14 protein-coding genes and 1 tRNA gene are annotated in these 15308 nt (G+C 71.9%); 8 read left to right on the top strand and 7 right to left on the bottom strand.

The features are described from left to right. On the bottom strand, positions 1 to 415 hold a 415-nt coding region (locus ABTW95_RS20380), incomplete at its 3' end, for a vWA domain-containing protein (protein WP_500227099.1). A 231-nt stretch (positions 416 to 646) separates the two neighbouring features. Next, entirely contained in the window at positions 647 to 781 is a 135-nt protein-coding gene (locus ABTW95_RS20375) for a hypothetical protein (protein WP_500227098.1), read from the bottom strand. A 468-nt stretch (positions 782 to 1249) separates the two neighbouring features. Here ABTW95_RS20375 and ABTW95_RS20370 point away from each other — a divergent pair, with 468 nt between their 5' ends. Together ABTW95_RS20370 and ABTW95_RS20365 are read left to right on the top strand one after the other, a co-directional pair. Next, positions 1250 to 1825, top strand: coding sequence for a TetR/AcrR family transcriptional regulator (locus ABTW95_RS20370; RefSeq protein ID WP_500227097.1), 576 nt, complete (start codon positions 1250 to 1252; stop codon positions 1823 to 1825). A gap of 74 nt (positions 1826 to 1899) precedes the next feature. Then, complete coding sequence (locus ABTW95_RS20365; RefSeq protein ID WP_500227096.1) at positions 1900 to 2202, top strand: putative quinol monooxygenase; 303 nt, start codon at positions 1900 to 1902, stop codon at positions 2200 to 2202. 534 nt (positions 2203 to 2736) lie between these two features. Here the strand turns inward: ABTW95_RS20365 and ABTW95_RS20360 are convergent. Then, positions 2737 to 2810: transfer RNA gene (locus ABTW95_RS20360), tRNA-Arg, on the bottom strand. Between the two features lie 219 nt (positions 2811 to 3029). Between ABTW95_RS20360 and ABTW95_RS20355 the strand changes: the two genes are divergently transcribed. Genes ABTW95_RS20355 through ABTW95_RS20340 form a run of 4 tightly spaced genes read left to right on the top strand, consistent with a single transcriptional unit; the run spans position 3030 to position 6766 of the window. After that, complete coding sequence (locus ABTW95_RS20355; protein WP_500227095.1) at positions 3030 to 3713, top strand: phosphotransferase; 684 nt, start codon at positions 3030 to 3032, stop codon at positions 3711 to 3713. Beyond that, the gene (locus tag ABTW95_RS20350) at positions 3688 to 4593 is read left to right on the top strand and encodes a cobalamin biosynthesis protein (RefSeq protein WP_500227094.1); all 906 of its coding nucleotides are present in this window, start codon (positions 3688 to 3690) and stop codon (positions 4591 to 4593) included. Before ABTW95_RS20355 ends, ABTW95_RS20350 begins: the two co-directional genes overlap by 26 nt. After that, a complete protein-coding gene (locus ABTW95_RS20345; protein ID WP_396445137.1) occupies positions 4590 to 6101 on the top strand; it encodes a cobyric acid synthase in 1512 nt (503 codons plus the stop codon). Before ABTW95_RS20350 ends, ABTW95_RS20345 begins: the two co-directional genes overlap by 4 nt. Positions 6102 to 6139: 38 nt before the next feature. Continuing rightward, positions 6140 to 6766 (top strand): DUF1444 domain-containing protein, encoded by a 627-nt coding sequence (locus ABTW95_RS20340; RefSeq protein ID WP_500227093.1) that lies wholly within the window; start codon positions 6140 to 6142, stop codon positions 6764 to 6766. Positions 6767 to 6769: 3 nt separating this feature from the next. On the opposite strand, the gene ABTW95_RS20335 is transcribed toward ABTW95_RS20340, so the two are convergent. Next, positions 6770 to 8314 (bottom strand): glycosyltransferase family 39 protein, encoded by a 1545-nt coding sequence (locus tag ABTW95_RS20335; RefSeq protein WP_500227092.1) that lies wholly within the window; start codon positions 8312 to 8314, stop codon positions 6770 to 6772. A gap of 120 nt (positions 8315 to 8434) precedes the next feature. Between ABTW95_RS20335 and ABTW95_RS20330 the strand changes: the two genes are divergently transcribed. Continuing rightward, entirely contained in the window at positions 8435 to 9073 is a 639-nt protein-coding gene (locus ABTW95_RS20330; protein ID WP_396445134.1) for a LysE family translocator, read from the top strand. Positions 9074 to 9086: 13 nt separating this feature from the next. On the opposite strand, the gene ABTW95_RS20325 is transcribed toward ABTW95_RS20330, so the two are convergent. After that, positions 9087 to 10973, bottom strand: coding sequence for a serine/threonine-protein kinase (locus ABTW95_RS20325; RefSeq protein ID WP_500227091.1), 1887 nt, complete (start codon positions 10971 to 10973; stop codon positions 9087 to 9089). Between the two features lie 129 nt (positions 10974 to 11102). On the opposite strand from ABTW95_RS20325, the gene ABTW95_RS20320 reads away from it, so the two are divergent. Next, complete coding sequence (locus ABTW95_RS20320) at positions 11103 to 12059, top strand: alpha/beta hydrolase (protein ID WP_500227090.1); 957 nt, start codon at positions 11103 to 11105, stop codon at positions 12057 to 12059. Here ABTW95_RS20320 and ABTW95_RS20315 read toward each other — a convergent pair. Beyond that, a complete protein-coding gene (locus ABTW95_RS20315; protein WP_500227089.1) occupies positions 12056 to 13759 on the bottom strand; it encodes a serine/threonine-protein kinase in 1704 nt (567 codons plus the stop codon). The genes ABTW95_RS20320 and ABTW95_RS20315 overlap by 4 nt on opposite strands. 120 nt (positions 13760 to 13879) lie before the next feature. Next, positions 13880 to 15241, bottom strand: a complete 1362-nt coding sequence (locus ABTW95_RS20310; protein WP_500227088.1) for a DUF4389 domain-containing protein — start codon at positions 15239 to 15241, stop codon at positions 13880 to 13882. Positions 15242 to 15308 lie beyond the last annotated feature (67 nt).

Raw genomic sequence — 15308 nt, 5'->3', positions numbered from 1 at the left:
CGCGGAGCGCGAGCCCGATCGGCGTCCAGCCGGTGGGCCGCAGCGTCGCGATCGCCGCCTTCGCCCGGGCTTTGTCCATCGGGCCGACTGGGTAGAGCTGCTGGGTATCGGTGCATCCGACGGCCTTGGGGCTGCCGGGGAACCGGTAGCGCGCCCCGAGCACGCGGATGCCCAGTTGCGTGCCGGCGGGCAGGGAGTCGACCACCGCGCCGAAGGAATGCTGGGCGACCGCCATCCGGCTGAGCCCGTCGATGTCGCGGGCGCGCATGGAGCCGCTGACGTCCAGCACCAGTTCGACCTTGGGCGGCTCCGCGGGATCGCCGTCGTCAGCGGCGACGGGGGGCGCGCCGACCAGCACGGAGGGGACGAGCAAGCAGAGCAGACCACCGGCCGCAACAGACCGTTTGAAGATCACCAGGGGATCTTAATGACGTCCGGAGGCCCCCGAGACCAAGATCCGGCCAGGGCGCCAGATGACGGTCGCGGGCCGCTCTCCGGACAGAGGGTGCAGCCGCGCCGCGGTGGGGAGCGAGCCGCGTTCGAGTGCGCCGCAGAGCCTCGGAATCGCCTCGTCCTGGATGGGCCGCCGCAGTTCTTCCGGGTCCGCGGCGGGGCCGTAGGCGATCTTCAGCCGAAGCTCGGCCCCCTAGGACCAGGCGCGGCCCGCGATGCGGCCGAGGTCGACGCGCGGTTCTCCTCCGTCGGCGAGTGCGTCCAGGCAAGTTGAGGGGTCGGACAGGTCGAGGGCGAAGTGGCTGCGGGTTCCGGCTGAGACGACCATGAACGGCACATCGTGCCGGGCTGCGACGGCGCCTGCGTGCCGTCCCCTCCGGCGACGCCGAGGAGGTCGGCGCGGCAGGCCACGGCCTCGGTAGCGAGTGCGGCGACGTCCGTGTGGTGCGCGCGGGGTCGAGCAGCACGACGTCGGTGCCCAGGTCGCGTGCCTTCTCGGCCAGGTGGAACCGCTCGACCTTGCCGCCGCCGGACCGTGGATGCCGTCCTCTGGGTCCTCACCGTGCTGACTGGCAGGAGCTTCACTCATTCCCCGGCCAAGTCCATCGCCTGCAACCGGCCCGTGCCTGCACGCTCAGGTTGGAATCACCTCACTGCCTTCCTGGTTCCCTCAACTCTGGTTGGGGTCTGTCCGGAAGATCCGTAGCACCTCACGTCGTCGGTGAGGTGGTCAGGGCGCTGGTGGGGGGCGTTGCCGTTTCTTGACCTATAGGACAAAAATCGCTACGGTCCTGCCATGGGCAGACCAAAGCAGTTCGAGCCGGACGTGGCGGTCGACCAGGCGATGCAGGTCTTCTGGCGGCAGGGGTACGCCACAACGACACCGCAGGAACTGGCGCGGGAACTGGGCATCGGAAAAGGCAGTCTCTACAACGCCTTCACCAGCAAGCACCGCCTGTTCGAGATGGCGCTGCGCCGCTACGGCGAGATGCGGGTCGCGGCGCTCGAGGAGATCCTGGAGCGGCCCGGTCCGGTGAAACCGCTGCTGCGAGCCGCTCTTCAGAGGATGGCGGCCGTCCCGGACGACGCCCTCCGGCACGGTTGCCTGGCGGTCAACACGGCGGCCGAACTGGCCGGGAAGGACGAGATCGCCACCGAGGTGGTCTCCGCGGTCTTCTCCCGGATGGAGCGTGCCCTGCGAAACGCGGTCGAACGCGCGCGACGCAACGGGGAGATCGATGCGTCCTGCGACCCCGACGGGGTCGCAGGAATGCTGCTGAGCGTGGTGGTCGGCATGAACGTGCTCGCCAAGACCGGAGGGGAACCGCAGCGGCGGCTCCGTGCCGTCGACGCCGCCCTCGCGGCACTGTAAGCCGGGTGTCGCGTTCGCGGCGGCGCCATGCCCAGATTCTTTACCCATAGGTCAAAAAGAGGCGGAACAAGATCATGATCACTGTCGGATTCTTCGTGCGGATCGAGGCCAAGCCCGGGCACGAGTCGGCCGTGGAGGCCCAACTGCGCGGAGCCCTGCCGGCCATCAACGCCGAGGACGACACCATCGTCTGGATGGCGCTGCGGCTGGGCCCCACCACCTATGCGGTCGTCGACGCCTTCCCCCATGAAGAAGGGCGGCTGAGGCACCTGGAAGCCGGACGGGCGCGTCTGGCGGCCAACCCCGAGCACTTCGCCAAGCCGCCCGAACTGGTGCGCACCGACGTCATCGCCGCCAAGATCCCCGCGGTCGCATGACCGCCCGCTCCAACAGCAGCGCGGACGCGTCGTCATCGGACTCCAAGACCCTCCTGCCCATCAACACGCCGCCCGAACGCTCTTCCAGCACGAGTAGAAGAAGGCGCTGGCGCAGCCCTAGCCTCCCGCTGAAGACGCCGCCGCGGTCATCCTCAACGCCCGCACCCGACCGAGCCGAACGAAACGGCAGCGACGGGCCGTGTCGTCCACCGGGTGAAGACGTCGAACCGATGACCGGCAGAAGCTGACCAGCAGACTCTTGGCACCGGGGTCCGCTCCGACCTCCGGAGGTCGGAGCGGACCCCAGTGCCTGCCGCAGGCAGACGGCCGGCCAACCCCCAAAGTCCCGCACAGCCGCGGCATTCGCAGACGCGTCGGCGCAGTGACCAAGGCCGCTCGATGTTGGTGTCAACCAGGATGGGGAGGGCTCAGCGAATCGCTCCGCGACAGCCGAGCGAACATCGAGCGAACACGAGGACGAACCGGGACAGAATTTTGGATCTTGGCAGTGGTAAGACTGCAGGTCAGGCAGGGCGCGCCCGGCAGGATTCGAACCCGCGACCGTCGGATTAGAAGTCCGATGCTCTGTCCAGCTGAGCTACGGGCGCCCGGCGCCCGGCGGGACGCCGGGACACAGTGTAAGGGGGCGGGTCCTCCAGCTCCACATCTATAACGCCGTTACCACGCGTGAGTGGCCGTGGGTGGGCGTTCGGGATCTATCTTTGGGTGCTGTGGCTGTTGAGGTGTCGCTCTCCGGGGGTGTGTCGGAGGGCGTGGTGCGGGTCGGGGAGACGGTGCGGAGGCCGCTCGGGGCGCACAGTGCGGCTGTGCACGGGGTGCTGCGGCATCTGGAGGCGGTCGGGTTCGACGGGGCGCCGCGGGTGCTGGGCGTCGATGAGCGGGGGCGGGAGGTGCTCAGCTGGGTGCCGGGGGAGGCGCCGCACCGGCCGCTGGCGGAGTACGTGGTTTCGGAGGACGCGCTGCGGGGCGTCGGGCAGCTGCTGCGGCGGTACCACGATGCGGTGGCCTCCTACGGTGTGCCGGACGCCGGCTGGGATGGGGACCTGTCCAATCTGGACGGGGAGCCCGAGGTCATCGGGCATTGCGATGTCACGCCGGAGAATGTGGTCTTCCGGGGTGGCGTGCCGGTGGCCCTGATCGATTTCGATCTGGCGCGGCCCACGACGCGGTTGTTCGACGTTGTCACGGCACTGCGGCATTGGGGGCCCATTGAGGATCCCGCCGATCGGGACGCGTTGCTCTATGGCGCCGACGTCGGGCGGAGGATCAAGGTCTTCTGTGATGCTTACGGGCTGGATCGGGATGTGCGGCGGGACGTGCTGTGGGCCGCGCGGGTGAGGTTTGAGCGGTCCTATCGGGCGATGCGGGCCAGGGCGCAGCGCGGTGGGGGATGGGCGCGGGCCTGGGACGGTGGTGCCGGGGCGCGGATTCGGCGTGCGCAGGACTGGCTTGAGAGGCATTGGGATGAACTTGATGCGCGGCTCTGCTGAGGGGCTGGTCGGCGGGGTCGTGCTGGACGCCTTTCTGGGCGATCCGAGGCGGTGGCATCCGGTCGCGGGCTTCGGGCGTGTGGCTTCAGTAGCCGAGCGCTGGGTTTATGGGGATTCCCGGTGGCGCGGGGTTGTCTACGCCGGGGTTCTGGTGGGCGGCGCGGGTGCGGTCGGGGTCGGTATTGAGCGGGTGAGCCGCCGGTTTGGTCTGCACGGGCCGGCCACTGCGGCGGTCACGTGGGCTGTGCTCGGCGGGACGTCGCTGGGACGGGAAGGGCTGATCATGGCCCGTTTGTTGGAGCGGGGTGACGTGGCCGGGGCCAAAGGGCGGTTGTCTCATTTGTGCGCGCGGGACCCTGAGGGAATGGACGCGCGGGGGTTGAGCCGGGCGGTCGTCGAATCGGTCGCCGAGAACACGTCGGACGCCTCGGTGGCTCCGCTTGTGTGGGGTGCGCTGGCGGGGATTCCCGGGTTGCTGATGTATCGGGCCGTCAACACGCTCGACGCGATGGTCGGGTACCGGAATCCGAGGTATGAGCGGTTCGGGTGGGCGGCGGCGAGGTTGGACGATGTCGCCAATTGGGTTCCGGCCAGGGTGACCGGAGGGTTGGTGGTGCTTTGCGGGGGGCCTGAGGCGTACAGGGTTTTGCGGAGGGACGGCAAGAAGCACCCGAGCCCCAATGCGGGACGGGTCGAGGCGGCGTTCGCGGGCGCACTCGGCGTGAGGTTGGGGGGTGTCAACGCTTATGGGGGACGCGTCGAGCACCGGCCGGAGATGGGGGACGGAAAGGCGCCCGAGGTGAGGGACATCAGGCGGGCCGTCCGGCTTTCCGCGGCGGTGACGTTCGCGGCGGCGGCGATCATCGGGGTGCTGAGGTGAGCGGGCTGCTGGTGGCGGGGACGACGTCGGACGCCGGGAAGAGCGTCGTCACGGCGGGTGTGTGCCGCTGGCTGGCCAGGCAGGGTGTGAAGGTCGCGCCGTTCAAGGCCCAGAACATGTCGCTGAATTCGATGGTGACCGGTGATGGGGCGGAGATCGGGCGGGCGCAGTACATGCAGGCCCAGGCGGCGAGGGTCGAGCCGCGGGCCGTGATGAATCCGGTGCTGCTCAAGCCCGGGAGTGATCGGCGCAGCCAGGTCGTGGTTCTGGGACGGCCCGTCGCGGAGGTCGATGCGCTGCAGTACGGGGCGCACAAGGAATGGCTGAAAGGCGTCGTGCTTGAGAGCCTCGAAGAATTGAGGTCCGAGTTCGACGTCGTGGTGTGCGAGGGGGCGGGGAGCCCGGCCGAGATCAACCTGCGGGCCGGCGACATCGTGAACATGGGGCTGGCGCGTGCGGCCGGTCTGCCGGTGGTCGTCGTCGGCGATATCGACCGGGGCGGTGTCTTCGCATCCCTGTACGGGACGGTCGCGCTGCTCGATGAAGAGGATCAGGCCCTGATCGCGGGGTTCGTGATCAACAAGTTCCGGGGGGCGTACGAGCTGCTGAAGCCGGGGCTGGAGCAGCTTGAGGCCCTTACCGGACGGCCGACGCTGGGCGTGCTGCCCTGGAAGCTCGGCCTTTATCTCGATTCCGAGGACACCCTGGCCCTGGACGCGCCCAGGCCGGAAGCTCAAGGCCCGCACGGGAAGGAGACGCTGCGCATCGCCGTCGTCAGGTTCCCGCGCATCTCGAATTTCACGGACCTGGACGCATTGGCCTGCGAGCCCGGCGTCATCGTCCGGTACGCGGCGAGCGCCGGGGACCTCGCGGAGGCGGATCTCGTGGTGCTGCCGGGCACCAGGGCCACTGTGAGCGATCTCGGATGGCTCCGCGACCGGGGAATGGCCGCCGAAATCCAGAAGCGAGCCGAGGAAGGCCGGCCCGTGCTCGGTATCTGCGGCGGATACCAGATGCTCGCCGAAGAGATCGTGGACGACGTCGAGTCCAAGAAGGGGACGATGCCGGGGCTCGGTCTCCTGCCGGCGAGAGTCGAATTCGGGGAAGAGAAGATACTCGGGCGGCCCACAGGCCAGGCTTATGGCCAGGATGTCCTCGCCTATGAAATCCACCATGGCGTCGTCACGGCGCAGGGCCGGCCGTTCCTGGACGGTTGCCGGAAAGGCGCCGTCTGGGGGACGACATGGCACGGCGCCATGGAGAACGACGGGTTCAGAAGAGCCTTCCTCAAGGACGTGGCCCAGCACGCTCGAAGAGACTTCACCCCGGCGCCCGACACGTCGTTCCAAGAGCTGCGAGAAGCGACCCTGGACGCGCTCGGCGACCTCGTAGAACAGCACCTGGACACCGATGCCCTGTGGCGGATCATCGAGGGCGGAGCGCCCGGCGGCCTGCCCGTCGTCCCTCCCGGTGGCGCCCCGGAACCTCCCGCCACGGCGGTAAGGTGATCCACTCAGGCCGCACCAGGCATCAGGAGGAACGTCCCGTGACCGACCCGCGGTCCAGTCTGATCGTCCCGCTGATGAAGGCGCGGGTGCCCGCGGAGATCCAGCTGGAGTTCCCGCTGCCCGCGGACGAGGAGCCGATCCGCGACCCGTTCGCCGGCGACCTGTACGTCACCTACGCGCTGGAGATCGCCGACGAGGGCCTGCCGTCCGGCCGCCGCCACGAGCACGTGGCGCGCCGGCACTGCGCCGAGATGGGCGTGCCGCCGGGCGAGCTGCGCCGCCGCGCGGTGATCAACCTGCGCGACCTGCGCCCGGAGCTGAGCCTCAGCTGGTACCCGGACGTGCGCGCCGTGACCGTGTCGCTCGGCGGGACGGCCGGGCGCGGCACCCTGGAGTCGGGCCTGCTGCTGGACGAGGGGTTCCTGGAGAAGCTCGCGCAGGACGTGGACGGCGATCTCGTCGTGGCGGCGCCCGCGCGGGACGTGTTCGTGGCGTCCGGCACCGGCCATCCTGACGGCGTCGACAAGCTGCGCTGGGCGGTCGCGCAGGTGTGGGCCGGGGACCGCGACGCCTCCGACCCCACGTGGGACGTCCCGGCGGGGAGCTTCCTCACGCACGACCTGATGGTGCGCCGCGGCGGAGCTTGGGACGTCCTGCCCGCCTGACGGTCACGACAGCTGCTTCATCCGTGGCCACAGCTGCGTCCACGGGGCGCGCTGCCCGCGGCACACCCACACCGGTTTGCCCTGCTCCTGGTTGTCGAGCCCGACGCCGTTGTCGATGTGCGCCACCGGGCGGACGTCCGACCAGAAGCGGTGCAGCCCGGCGCCCTCGGGGACGGTGTCGGGGCCTACGACGATGGCGGGGCCGCCCGTGTCCGGCGGCCGCCCGAAGTACCAGAAGCCGTTGTGCCCGCTGTACGCGCGGGGCAGGCCGAGACGGGGCCCGTACTTGTCGATCGCGCCGGCCTCGCCGTAGTTGCCGACGATGATCGTCGCCGCCGGCCGCTCGTCCGGCGGCAGCGACCGGTAGACGTCCGCGACCTGCTCGGCGAACCGGGGCCAGCCGACCATCTCGGCCGCGTCGGCGTTGATCGCGGGCTGCGGCGTGTCGGCCAGCCACTTCACCGGGAAGACGGGCAGCGTCAGCAGGACGGACGTGATCCCGGTGATCACGTAGACCGGGGCGGAGGTGAGCCGGCGGAACCCGCGCGGCGCGCCGTTCCGCTCGATTTCCACGGCCCCGGCCGCCCACAGCGCCGCCCACAGCCCGCTCAGGTAGTACGGCTTGCCGGCGGTGATCAGGAACAGGACGTTGAGCAGCAGGTAGGCGTGCCCGAGGAAACGGAACTCGCGCAGGTCGTCCGACCGGTACGTCCGCCACAGCCCGTAGATCCAGAGCCAGGACGTGAACACGCCGGTCATGATGAGCTGGAACGGGATGAAACCGGGCCGTCCGGCGAAGTCCCCCTTGTCGGCGATGGCGCCCGCCATGTCGATCTGCGGCCACCCGTGCCGCGCCTGCCACACCAGCCCGGGGACGACCGCGGCGACGGCGACGAGGATCCCGGCGGCCAGCATCGGACGCCGCAGGAACTCGCGCGGCCCCGACACCAGCAGCCCGATCACGAGCGCGGCCAGCAGGAACGCCGCCAGGTACTTCACGTTCAGCGCCAGCGCCGACACGGCGCCGACGGCGAGCAGCAGCCGCTGGTCGCGGGTCCGCACCCACCGGACGGTCAGCCACACGATCGCCGTCGACAGCAGCAGGTCGAGCGTCGCCGTGTAGAACGTGTGCCCGATCGCGACGGCGAAGGGGCACACCGTGTAGGACGCCGCCGTCAGCAGCTGCGCCCGCCGTCCCCCGCCCATCTCGTGCGCCGTCAGCGCGGCGACGAGCACGCCGGCGGCGGAGAACAGCGCGGCCGGGACGCGCAGCGCGACGAGCGAGTCGCCGAACACCGCCGTGACCGCCCGCGCGATGAGCGGCAGCAGCGGCGGCTGGTCGGGATACCCCCAGGCCAGATGCCGTCCCGCCACCCGGAAGTACAGCTCGTCGCGGTGGTAGCCGTACCGCGTGCTGAGGGCGATGAGCAGCACCCCCAGCGCCCCGGCCAGCAGCAGCACGGGCCGCCATGCCGGCCCAGTGGGAGTGGAATCGGACGGAACATCGACCTCGGCCGGATCGGACGCCTCATGGGCAGGGGCGGACATGATCCGAACGTATGCCGCGAACGCGACCGAAGTCACGATCTTCCCCCGACCGGCCCCGGACACCCCGCCCGGGCGAATAATCGGTGTGGGATGCCGGCGGGGCTGCGTAAGGTGCGATCCATGGTTTCGCTGCATCAATTGCTGGCGTTCTCGGCGATGGCGCTGGTGATCATCGTGATTCCCGGGCCGTCCGTGCTGTTCGTCGTCGGGCGGGCACTGGCGCACGGGCGGCGCACGGCGCTCACCGGCGTCATCGGCGGGGTGCTCGCCGCGTTCGTGCTCACCGCGGCCGTCGCGGTCGGCATCGGGTCGATCGTCGAGCGGTCCGTGGTGGTGTTCACCGCGCTGAAGATCGTCGGCGCGGTCTACATCGTGTACCTCGGGGTGCAGGCCATCCGGCACCGGCGTTCGCTCCAGGAGGCGATCGGCGCGGACGAAGCGGGCCGGACCGGTGGCCGCGCGCTCCTCCAGGGGTTCGTCGTCGGGATCACGAACCCGAAGACGACCGTGTTCTTCGCCGCCGTCCTGCCGCAGTTCGTCGTCCGCGAGCACGGTCACGTGCCCCTGCAGATGATGGTCTTCGGGGTGGTCTTCGGGCTCATCGCGCTGCTCAGCGACAGCGTGTGGGGCATCGCCGCCGGGGCGGCCCGCGAGTGGTTCGCGAGTTCCCCGCGCCGGCTCGCCGCGATCGGCGGCACCGGCGGCCTGATGATGATCGGCCTGGGCGTGACCGTCGCCGCCACCGGCCGCAAGGACTGACGCGGCGACCGGCTCAGACCGAGCAGAGCGCGAAGTCGTCGAACACCGCCCGGGGCCATCCGGCGGCGTTCTCGGAACGCGCGACGAGCAGGCCGCTCGGGCCGGAGACGCCGTCCCCCATGGGGGTGGAGGCGGACGACAGGACCCGTTCCCCGTTCACCCACATGGCCAGGTCGATGGTCGACTCGCTCCGCTCCACGCAGGCGGCCTGGATCCGGTTGTCGTCGTCGCCGAGGTCGCCGGCCTTGCCGACCACCACGCTGCCCACCACCCGGCCGGAGCTCAGCTTGGCGATGCTCGCCAGCCCGTCCGGGCGGAGGAGGAACGCGAAGCCGCTCCGCCCGCGGCAGAACACCCCCGCCTCACCGTCCTCGTCGGAGGTGACCTTGACCTCAATGAGCTGAGAGTCGGGGAGGTCGGCGACCGGGGCGTCGACGATCGTGTGGGTCGTCGCGGGCTGGACGCGGAGTTCGTACTTGCGGTCTCGGTAGGACGCGTCCGAGGCGGCCGTGGCCGCGGTCTTCCAGCCGGAGGTCTCGTCGCTGAACTTGTCCTCGAAGACCTTGTCCTTGACGTCCGGGGGGTCCTCGCCGATGTCCGCGGCCGCCGCGGTGCCGCCGGAGCCGTTCGGCTTTCCGTCCCCGTCCGGCAGATTGGTCAGCCCGACCAGGGCGGCGATGCCGGCGACGGCCGCCACCGCGCCGATGAGCAACCGGTGGTCGCGGTGCAGTCCCCGCCGCCTGTCCGGGGGCGAGGACGGCATCGCGGACGCGGCCGGCGGCGGAGCCGGGGGCGGGAGCGGCGGCGTCCCGCCCGGCTGCGTGGGCGGGACGGAGTCGACGGTGGTCCGCCGCTCCGGCGGGGGCGGCGGCACCGCAGCGGTCTTCTCCGCGTCCGCTGATCCGGCGGTGGGCGGTTCTGCGGCCGCCGCACTCGGGGCCGCCGCACTGGGGGCCGCCGCACTGGGGGCCGCCGCACTCGGGGCCGCTGCCCCTGCGGCCGCCGCGCCTGCGGACGGTTCGCTTGCGGGCGGCGTGCTCGCGGCCGGCGAACCGGGAGCCGGGACGCCGGCGGGCGGGGTCTCGGGAGGCTCGTCTTCGCCGGTCAGGGTCTGGATCAGCTGCTTCACCGTCGGGCGTTCGGCCGGGTCCTTGGCCAGCGACCGCGCCACGAGCCCGGACACGGCCGGGTCGAGGCCGTCCAGGTCGGGGTCGGCGGACGTCACCCGGTGGATGATCTCCGGGACCGTTCCGCCGCCGAACGGGGCGCGGCCCGTGCCCGCGTAGGCGACGACGCAGCCCCAGGAGAAGACGTCCGCCGCCGGGGTGATCTCCTCGCCGTGCATCAGCTCCGGCGCGATGTAGGCGGGGGTGCCGACGAACTGGCCGGTCCTGGTCGGCCCGTCGGACGCGTCCAGCGCCCGCGCGATGCCGAAGTCGATCACGCGCGGGCCGGTCGGGGAGAGCAGCACGTTGGACGGCTTGAGGTCGCGGTGCACGATCCCCGCCCCGTGGATGGCGCTGAGCGCGGTGGCGATGTTGACGGCGAGGGCCTCCAGGTCGCCGCCGCGCAGCGGCCCGCCCGAGCCGGCGGCCTCGTCCAGGGAGGGGCCGGCGACGTACTCGGTGACCACGTACAGCGGGTCGCCGTCCAGCCGGGCGTCCAGCACCGCCGCCGTGCAGAACCGCCGGACCTGCCGCGCCGCCGTCACCTCGCGGCGGAACCGCTCGTGGAACGCCTCGTCGTCGGCCAGCTCGGGGTTGATCACCTTGACCGCGACCTGGCGTCCGGTGCCGTCCTCGCCGAGGAACACGGTGCCCATCCCGCCCCTTCCGAGGCGTGCGGCCAGCCGGTAGGGACCGAGCTGCCGCGGGTCGCGATCACGAAGCGGGGCCTGCATGGTGTCTCCCGGGACGGAAGGGCGTCTTTCAGTTTTCGGGCGTCGTGCGCAGGGTGTCCGGTCCCCGTCTGGAAATCAACGCCCGTACGCTTGGACGCCGGGAACGGCCGCCGGGTTCGGGAGGAAAGCGTGGACGTGAAGGACGACGTGCTCGGGCCGGGTTACGAGGCGATCGAGCTGCCGATGGGCCGGGACGCCGAGGGGGAGGTCGTGGCGACGCTCGTGCGGCGGCGCCGTCCGGACCCGTCCCGCCGGGCGGTGCTGTACCTGCACGGCTTCATCGACTACTTCTTCCAGAAGCACCTGGCCGACTTCTACGTGGACCTCGGCTTCGACTTCTACGCGCTCGACCTCCGCAAGTACGGGCGGTCGCTGCGCCCGCACCAGACGCCCAACTACATCGAGAGCCTCTCGGACTACTTCCCGGAGATCGGCGAGGCCGTCCGGATCATCCGCGACGTGGACGGCCACGACACGCTCCTGCTGAACGGCCATTCGACCGGCGGCCTGATCGCCGCGCTCTGGGCCGACCGGGTGAAGGGCAGGGGCCTGGTGGACGGCCTGTTCCTCAACAGCCCGTTCTTCGACCTCGCCGAGCCGCTCGTCATGCGCAAGGCGGGCGCCGGGCTGGCGCGGGCGCTGCGCTCCAGGTTCCCGAAGGCGAAGCTGCCGGCGGGCGTGTCCGAGAAGTATCCGCGCAGCATCCACCGCGAGCACGAGGGCGAATGGGACTTCGACCTCGCCTGGAAGCCGATCCTCGGGTTCCCGGTGCGGGCGGCGTGGCTGGCGGCGGTCCGCCGCGGGCAGCTCCGCCTGCGCAAGGGGCTGGACGTCGACGTGCCGGTCCTCGTCATGGCGTCGGCGCGCAGCGTCCGCCCGACCCGCAGGGTGCTGGACGTGACGGGCGCCGACGCCGTCCTGGACGTCGAGCACATGGCCCGGTACGCGCCCAGGATCGGGCGCCATGTCACGATCGTCCGGATCGAGGGCGGCCTGCACGACCTGGTGCTGTCCGCCGAGCCCGCCCGGACGCGGGTGTTCGAGGAGCTCGCCCGCTGGACGAACGGCTACCTGCCGGCCGCCTAACCGCGGATCTTCGACATGTCGAAGTCGTCGAAGTCGGCCACGATCTGCTGGGCGGCGTTGCCGCCCCGCTCGATCTGGATCCCGACCCACCCGTTGGCGATCGGCTGGTCGGTGTCGGTCTCGTCGATGACCTTCTCGCCGTTCACCCAGAGCCGCAGCCGGACCTTCGGGCCGTCCTCCTCCTGACCTTCGCAGGCGATCTGCACCTTGTTCGGCCCCTTGGAGTCGAACCCGGGGACGGAGTCGGGGGTCGCGAGGTCCTTCGTGCCGAGATCACCGTTGATCTTGCGGAGCACCGCGCCCTTGCCGTCGTTGCGGACGAGGAACACGTACTGCTTCTTGGCGTCCTGGTCGCCCCGGCAGATCAGCCCGAACTTGGCGTCCGCGGGGCCCTGCTCGACCGAGACCGTGACGGTCGCGAGCATCGGGTCGGGGAAGTCCTCCGCCTTGTCCTTCGGCACCCAGCGCGTGACCCCGCCGATGGTGCCGCTGGTCTGCATCCGGTACTTGCCGTCCGCGTAACCGTAGGTCTTGTCGTAGATGTCGCCCCAGCCGGAGTCGGGGTTGGAGAACGCGTCGCTGAACGCGGTCGCCAGGTCGTCCGGCGGGCCGTCCGAGCGCAGCAGGGTGAACGCGGCGACGGCGAGCAGCACCACGGCGGCGGCCGCCGCGCCCCCGATGAGCAGCGGGCGGCGGGGAAGGCCGCCGCCCGGACGCGAGCCGGGCCGCGCGTCGCGGCGGGTGGTGTCGGCGCCGTGCTGGAGCACCGTGGGTGCGGCGGCCGCGTGCGCGCCGGGGCCGCCGGCGGCCCCGGCAGGGACGCCGTGCCAGCCCGCCTGGACGGTCTCGGCGAGCGTCGCCGGGTCCGTGGTCCCGTTGCCGACGAGCCGCCCGAGCACCTCCTGGACGGACGGCCGGCGCCGCGGGTCCTTGTCGAGCGCGGCGGCGACCACGTCCCGCAGGCCGGGGTCGAGCCCGTCCAGCTTCGGCTCCTCGTGCACGACCCGGTAGAAGATCTCCGGGACCGTGCTGCCCGCGAACGGCGCGGTGCCGGTCCCCGCGTAGGCGACGACGCAGCCCCACGAGAACACGTCGGAGGCGGGGGACACCTGCTCGCCGCGCAGCAGCTCGGGCGGCAGGTAGTTCGGCGTCCCGACGAACTGGCCGGTGCGGGTCGGGCCGTCGGCGGCGTCGAGCGCGCGGGCGATGCCGAAGTCGATGACGCGCGGCCCGGTGGACGACAGCAGCACGTTCGCGGGCTTCAGGTCCCGGTGGACGATCCCGGCGCCGTGGATGGCGGCGAGCGCGGTCGCGACGCCGACGGCGAGGCCCTCCAGGTCGGAGCCGGGCAGCGGGCCGCGCTCGGCGACGGCGCTCTCCAGGCTCGGCCCCTCGATGTACTCGGTGACGACGTACAGCGGGTCGCGGTCGAGCTCGGCGTCCATCACCGGGGCGGTGCAGAACCGGCGGACCTGCCGCGCCGCGGTCACCTCGCGGCGGAACCGCTCCCGGAACGCGGCCTCCCCGGCCAGCTCCCGGTTGATCACCTTCACGGCGACGCGGCGCCCGGCCGCGTCCTCGCCGAGGTACACCGTCCCCATGCCGCCCCGGCCGAGCCGTCCGATCAGCCGGTAGGGGCCGAGTTCCGCGGGGTCCTCGGGGCGCAGGGCCTCACCGTTCTCTCCTGCGTGCGTGGTCATCGTGATCCTGGGAAATCTGGGGAGTCGTTCCGTAGAACCCTAGTGGGCTCGCCGCCGGTCAGCGCGCGAAGCTCCCTTAAAGGGCGGTGACCGGGGTCCGGGGGACGGCGCCGGAGGGCGTCACCGGGCTCGGCCGGAGCGTGGAAGCGTGCGGAACGGCGGCAGTTTCTCGCCGGTGAGCCCGAACGCGTACGCGACGACCCGGTTCGACCAGCGCTGGCAGCCGACGACGAGCCCGTACAGCGGGCGCGGGTAGCGGCCGGTGAACGGGATCACCAGCCAGCTGAGCACCATCACGATCACCAGCAGCGCGTACATGGCCAGCATCACCGCCAGGTGCGGGATGACCAGCAGGCCCCTGAGGAGGGTGAACCAGCGCCGCGGGCCGCGCCACTCGCCCGGGAACGGCAGGTCGACCGTGACGGTCCGCCCGCCGCCCGGTCCCGGTTCCGCCGCGGTCTCGGGGACGGGCCGCGGCCGGGGAGCCCCGGCGTCCGGGACGGGTTCCGGTCCGGGCGAGGACCCCGCCGGCGACTCCGGCGAAGACGCGGACGAAGGTTCCGGCGCCGGCTCCGGCGAGGGGTCCGGTACCGGCTCGGGGAGCGGGGCCGGCCCCCGCCACGACAGCGAGATCGTCTCCGCGGCCCGCTCCGGGTCGGCCTTCTCCTGCCCGACGAGCCGGGTGAGGAGCTGCCGCGCCGTCGGGCGCGCCGCGGGCTCCTTGCTGAGCGCGGCGGAGACGATCTCGCGCAGCCCCGGGTCGAGGCCGGCGAGGTCCGGGGCCTCGCGGCCGATGCGGTGGAACGTCTCCGCGACGGTCCGGCCCCGGAACGGCGGGCGTCCCGTCCCCGCGTAGGCGACGACGCAGCCCCACGCGAACACGTCCGACGCCGGCTCGACCCGCTCGCCCCGCAGCACCTCCGGCGCGATGTAGGCGGGGGTGCCGACGAACTGGCCGGTCCTGGTCGGCCCGTCGGGCGCGTCCAGCGCGCGGGCGATGCCGAAGTCGATGACGCGCGGCCCGGTGGACGACAGCAGCACGTTCGCGGGCTTCAGGTCGCGGTGCACGATGCCCGCCCCGTGGATCGCGGCCAGCGCGGTCGCCACGCCGACCGCGATCCCCTCCAGGTCGGAGCCGGGCAGCGGGCCGCGCTCGGCGACGGCCTTCTCCAGGCTCGGCCCGTCGATGTACTCGGTGACGATGTAGGGCGGGTCCTGGTCGAGCTCGGCGTCCAGCACGGGCGCGGTGCAGAACCGGTGGACGCGCCGCGCCGCGGTCACCTCGCGGCGGAACCGCTCCAGGAACGCCGGCTCCCCGGCGAGGTCCCGGTTGACGACCTTCACCGCGACCCGCCGGCCGTCCGGCTCCGCGCCCAGGTAGACGGTCCCCATGCCGCCCCGGCCGAGCCGCCCGAGCAGGCGGTAGGGGCCGAGGACGCGGGGCTCGTCCTGCTCCAGGGGTCCGGCGGCGGTCGTCGTCATGGGGGGCGGCGCTCCTCGGAAGATCGTCTTTCCCGGCCCAGCCTATGGGAGTCAAGAGGGCCGCAAG

The organism is Spirillospora sp. NPDC127506 (assembly GCF_040302145.1).
Classification (GTDB): domain Bacteria; phylum Actinomycetota; class Actinomycetes; order Streptosporangiales; family Streptosporangiaceae; genus Spirillospora.
This window is presented reverse-complemented; position numbering and strand designations above follow the sequence as displayed.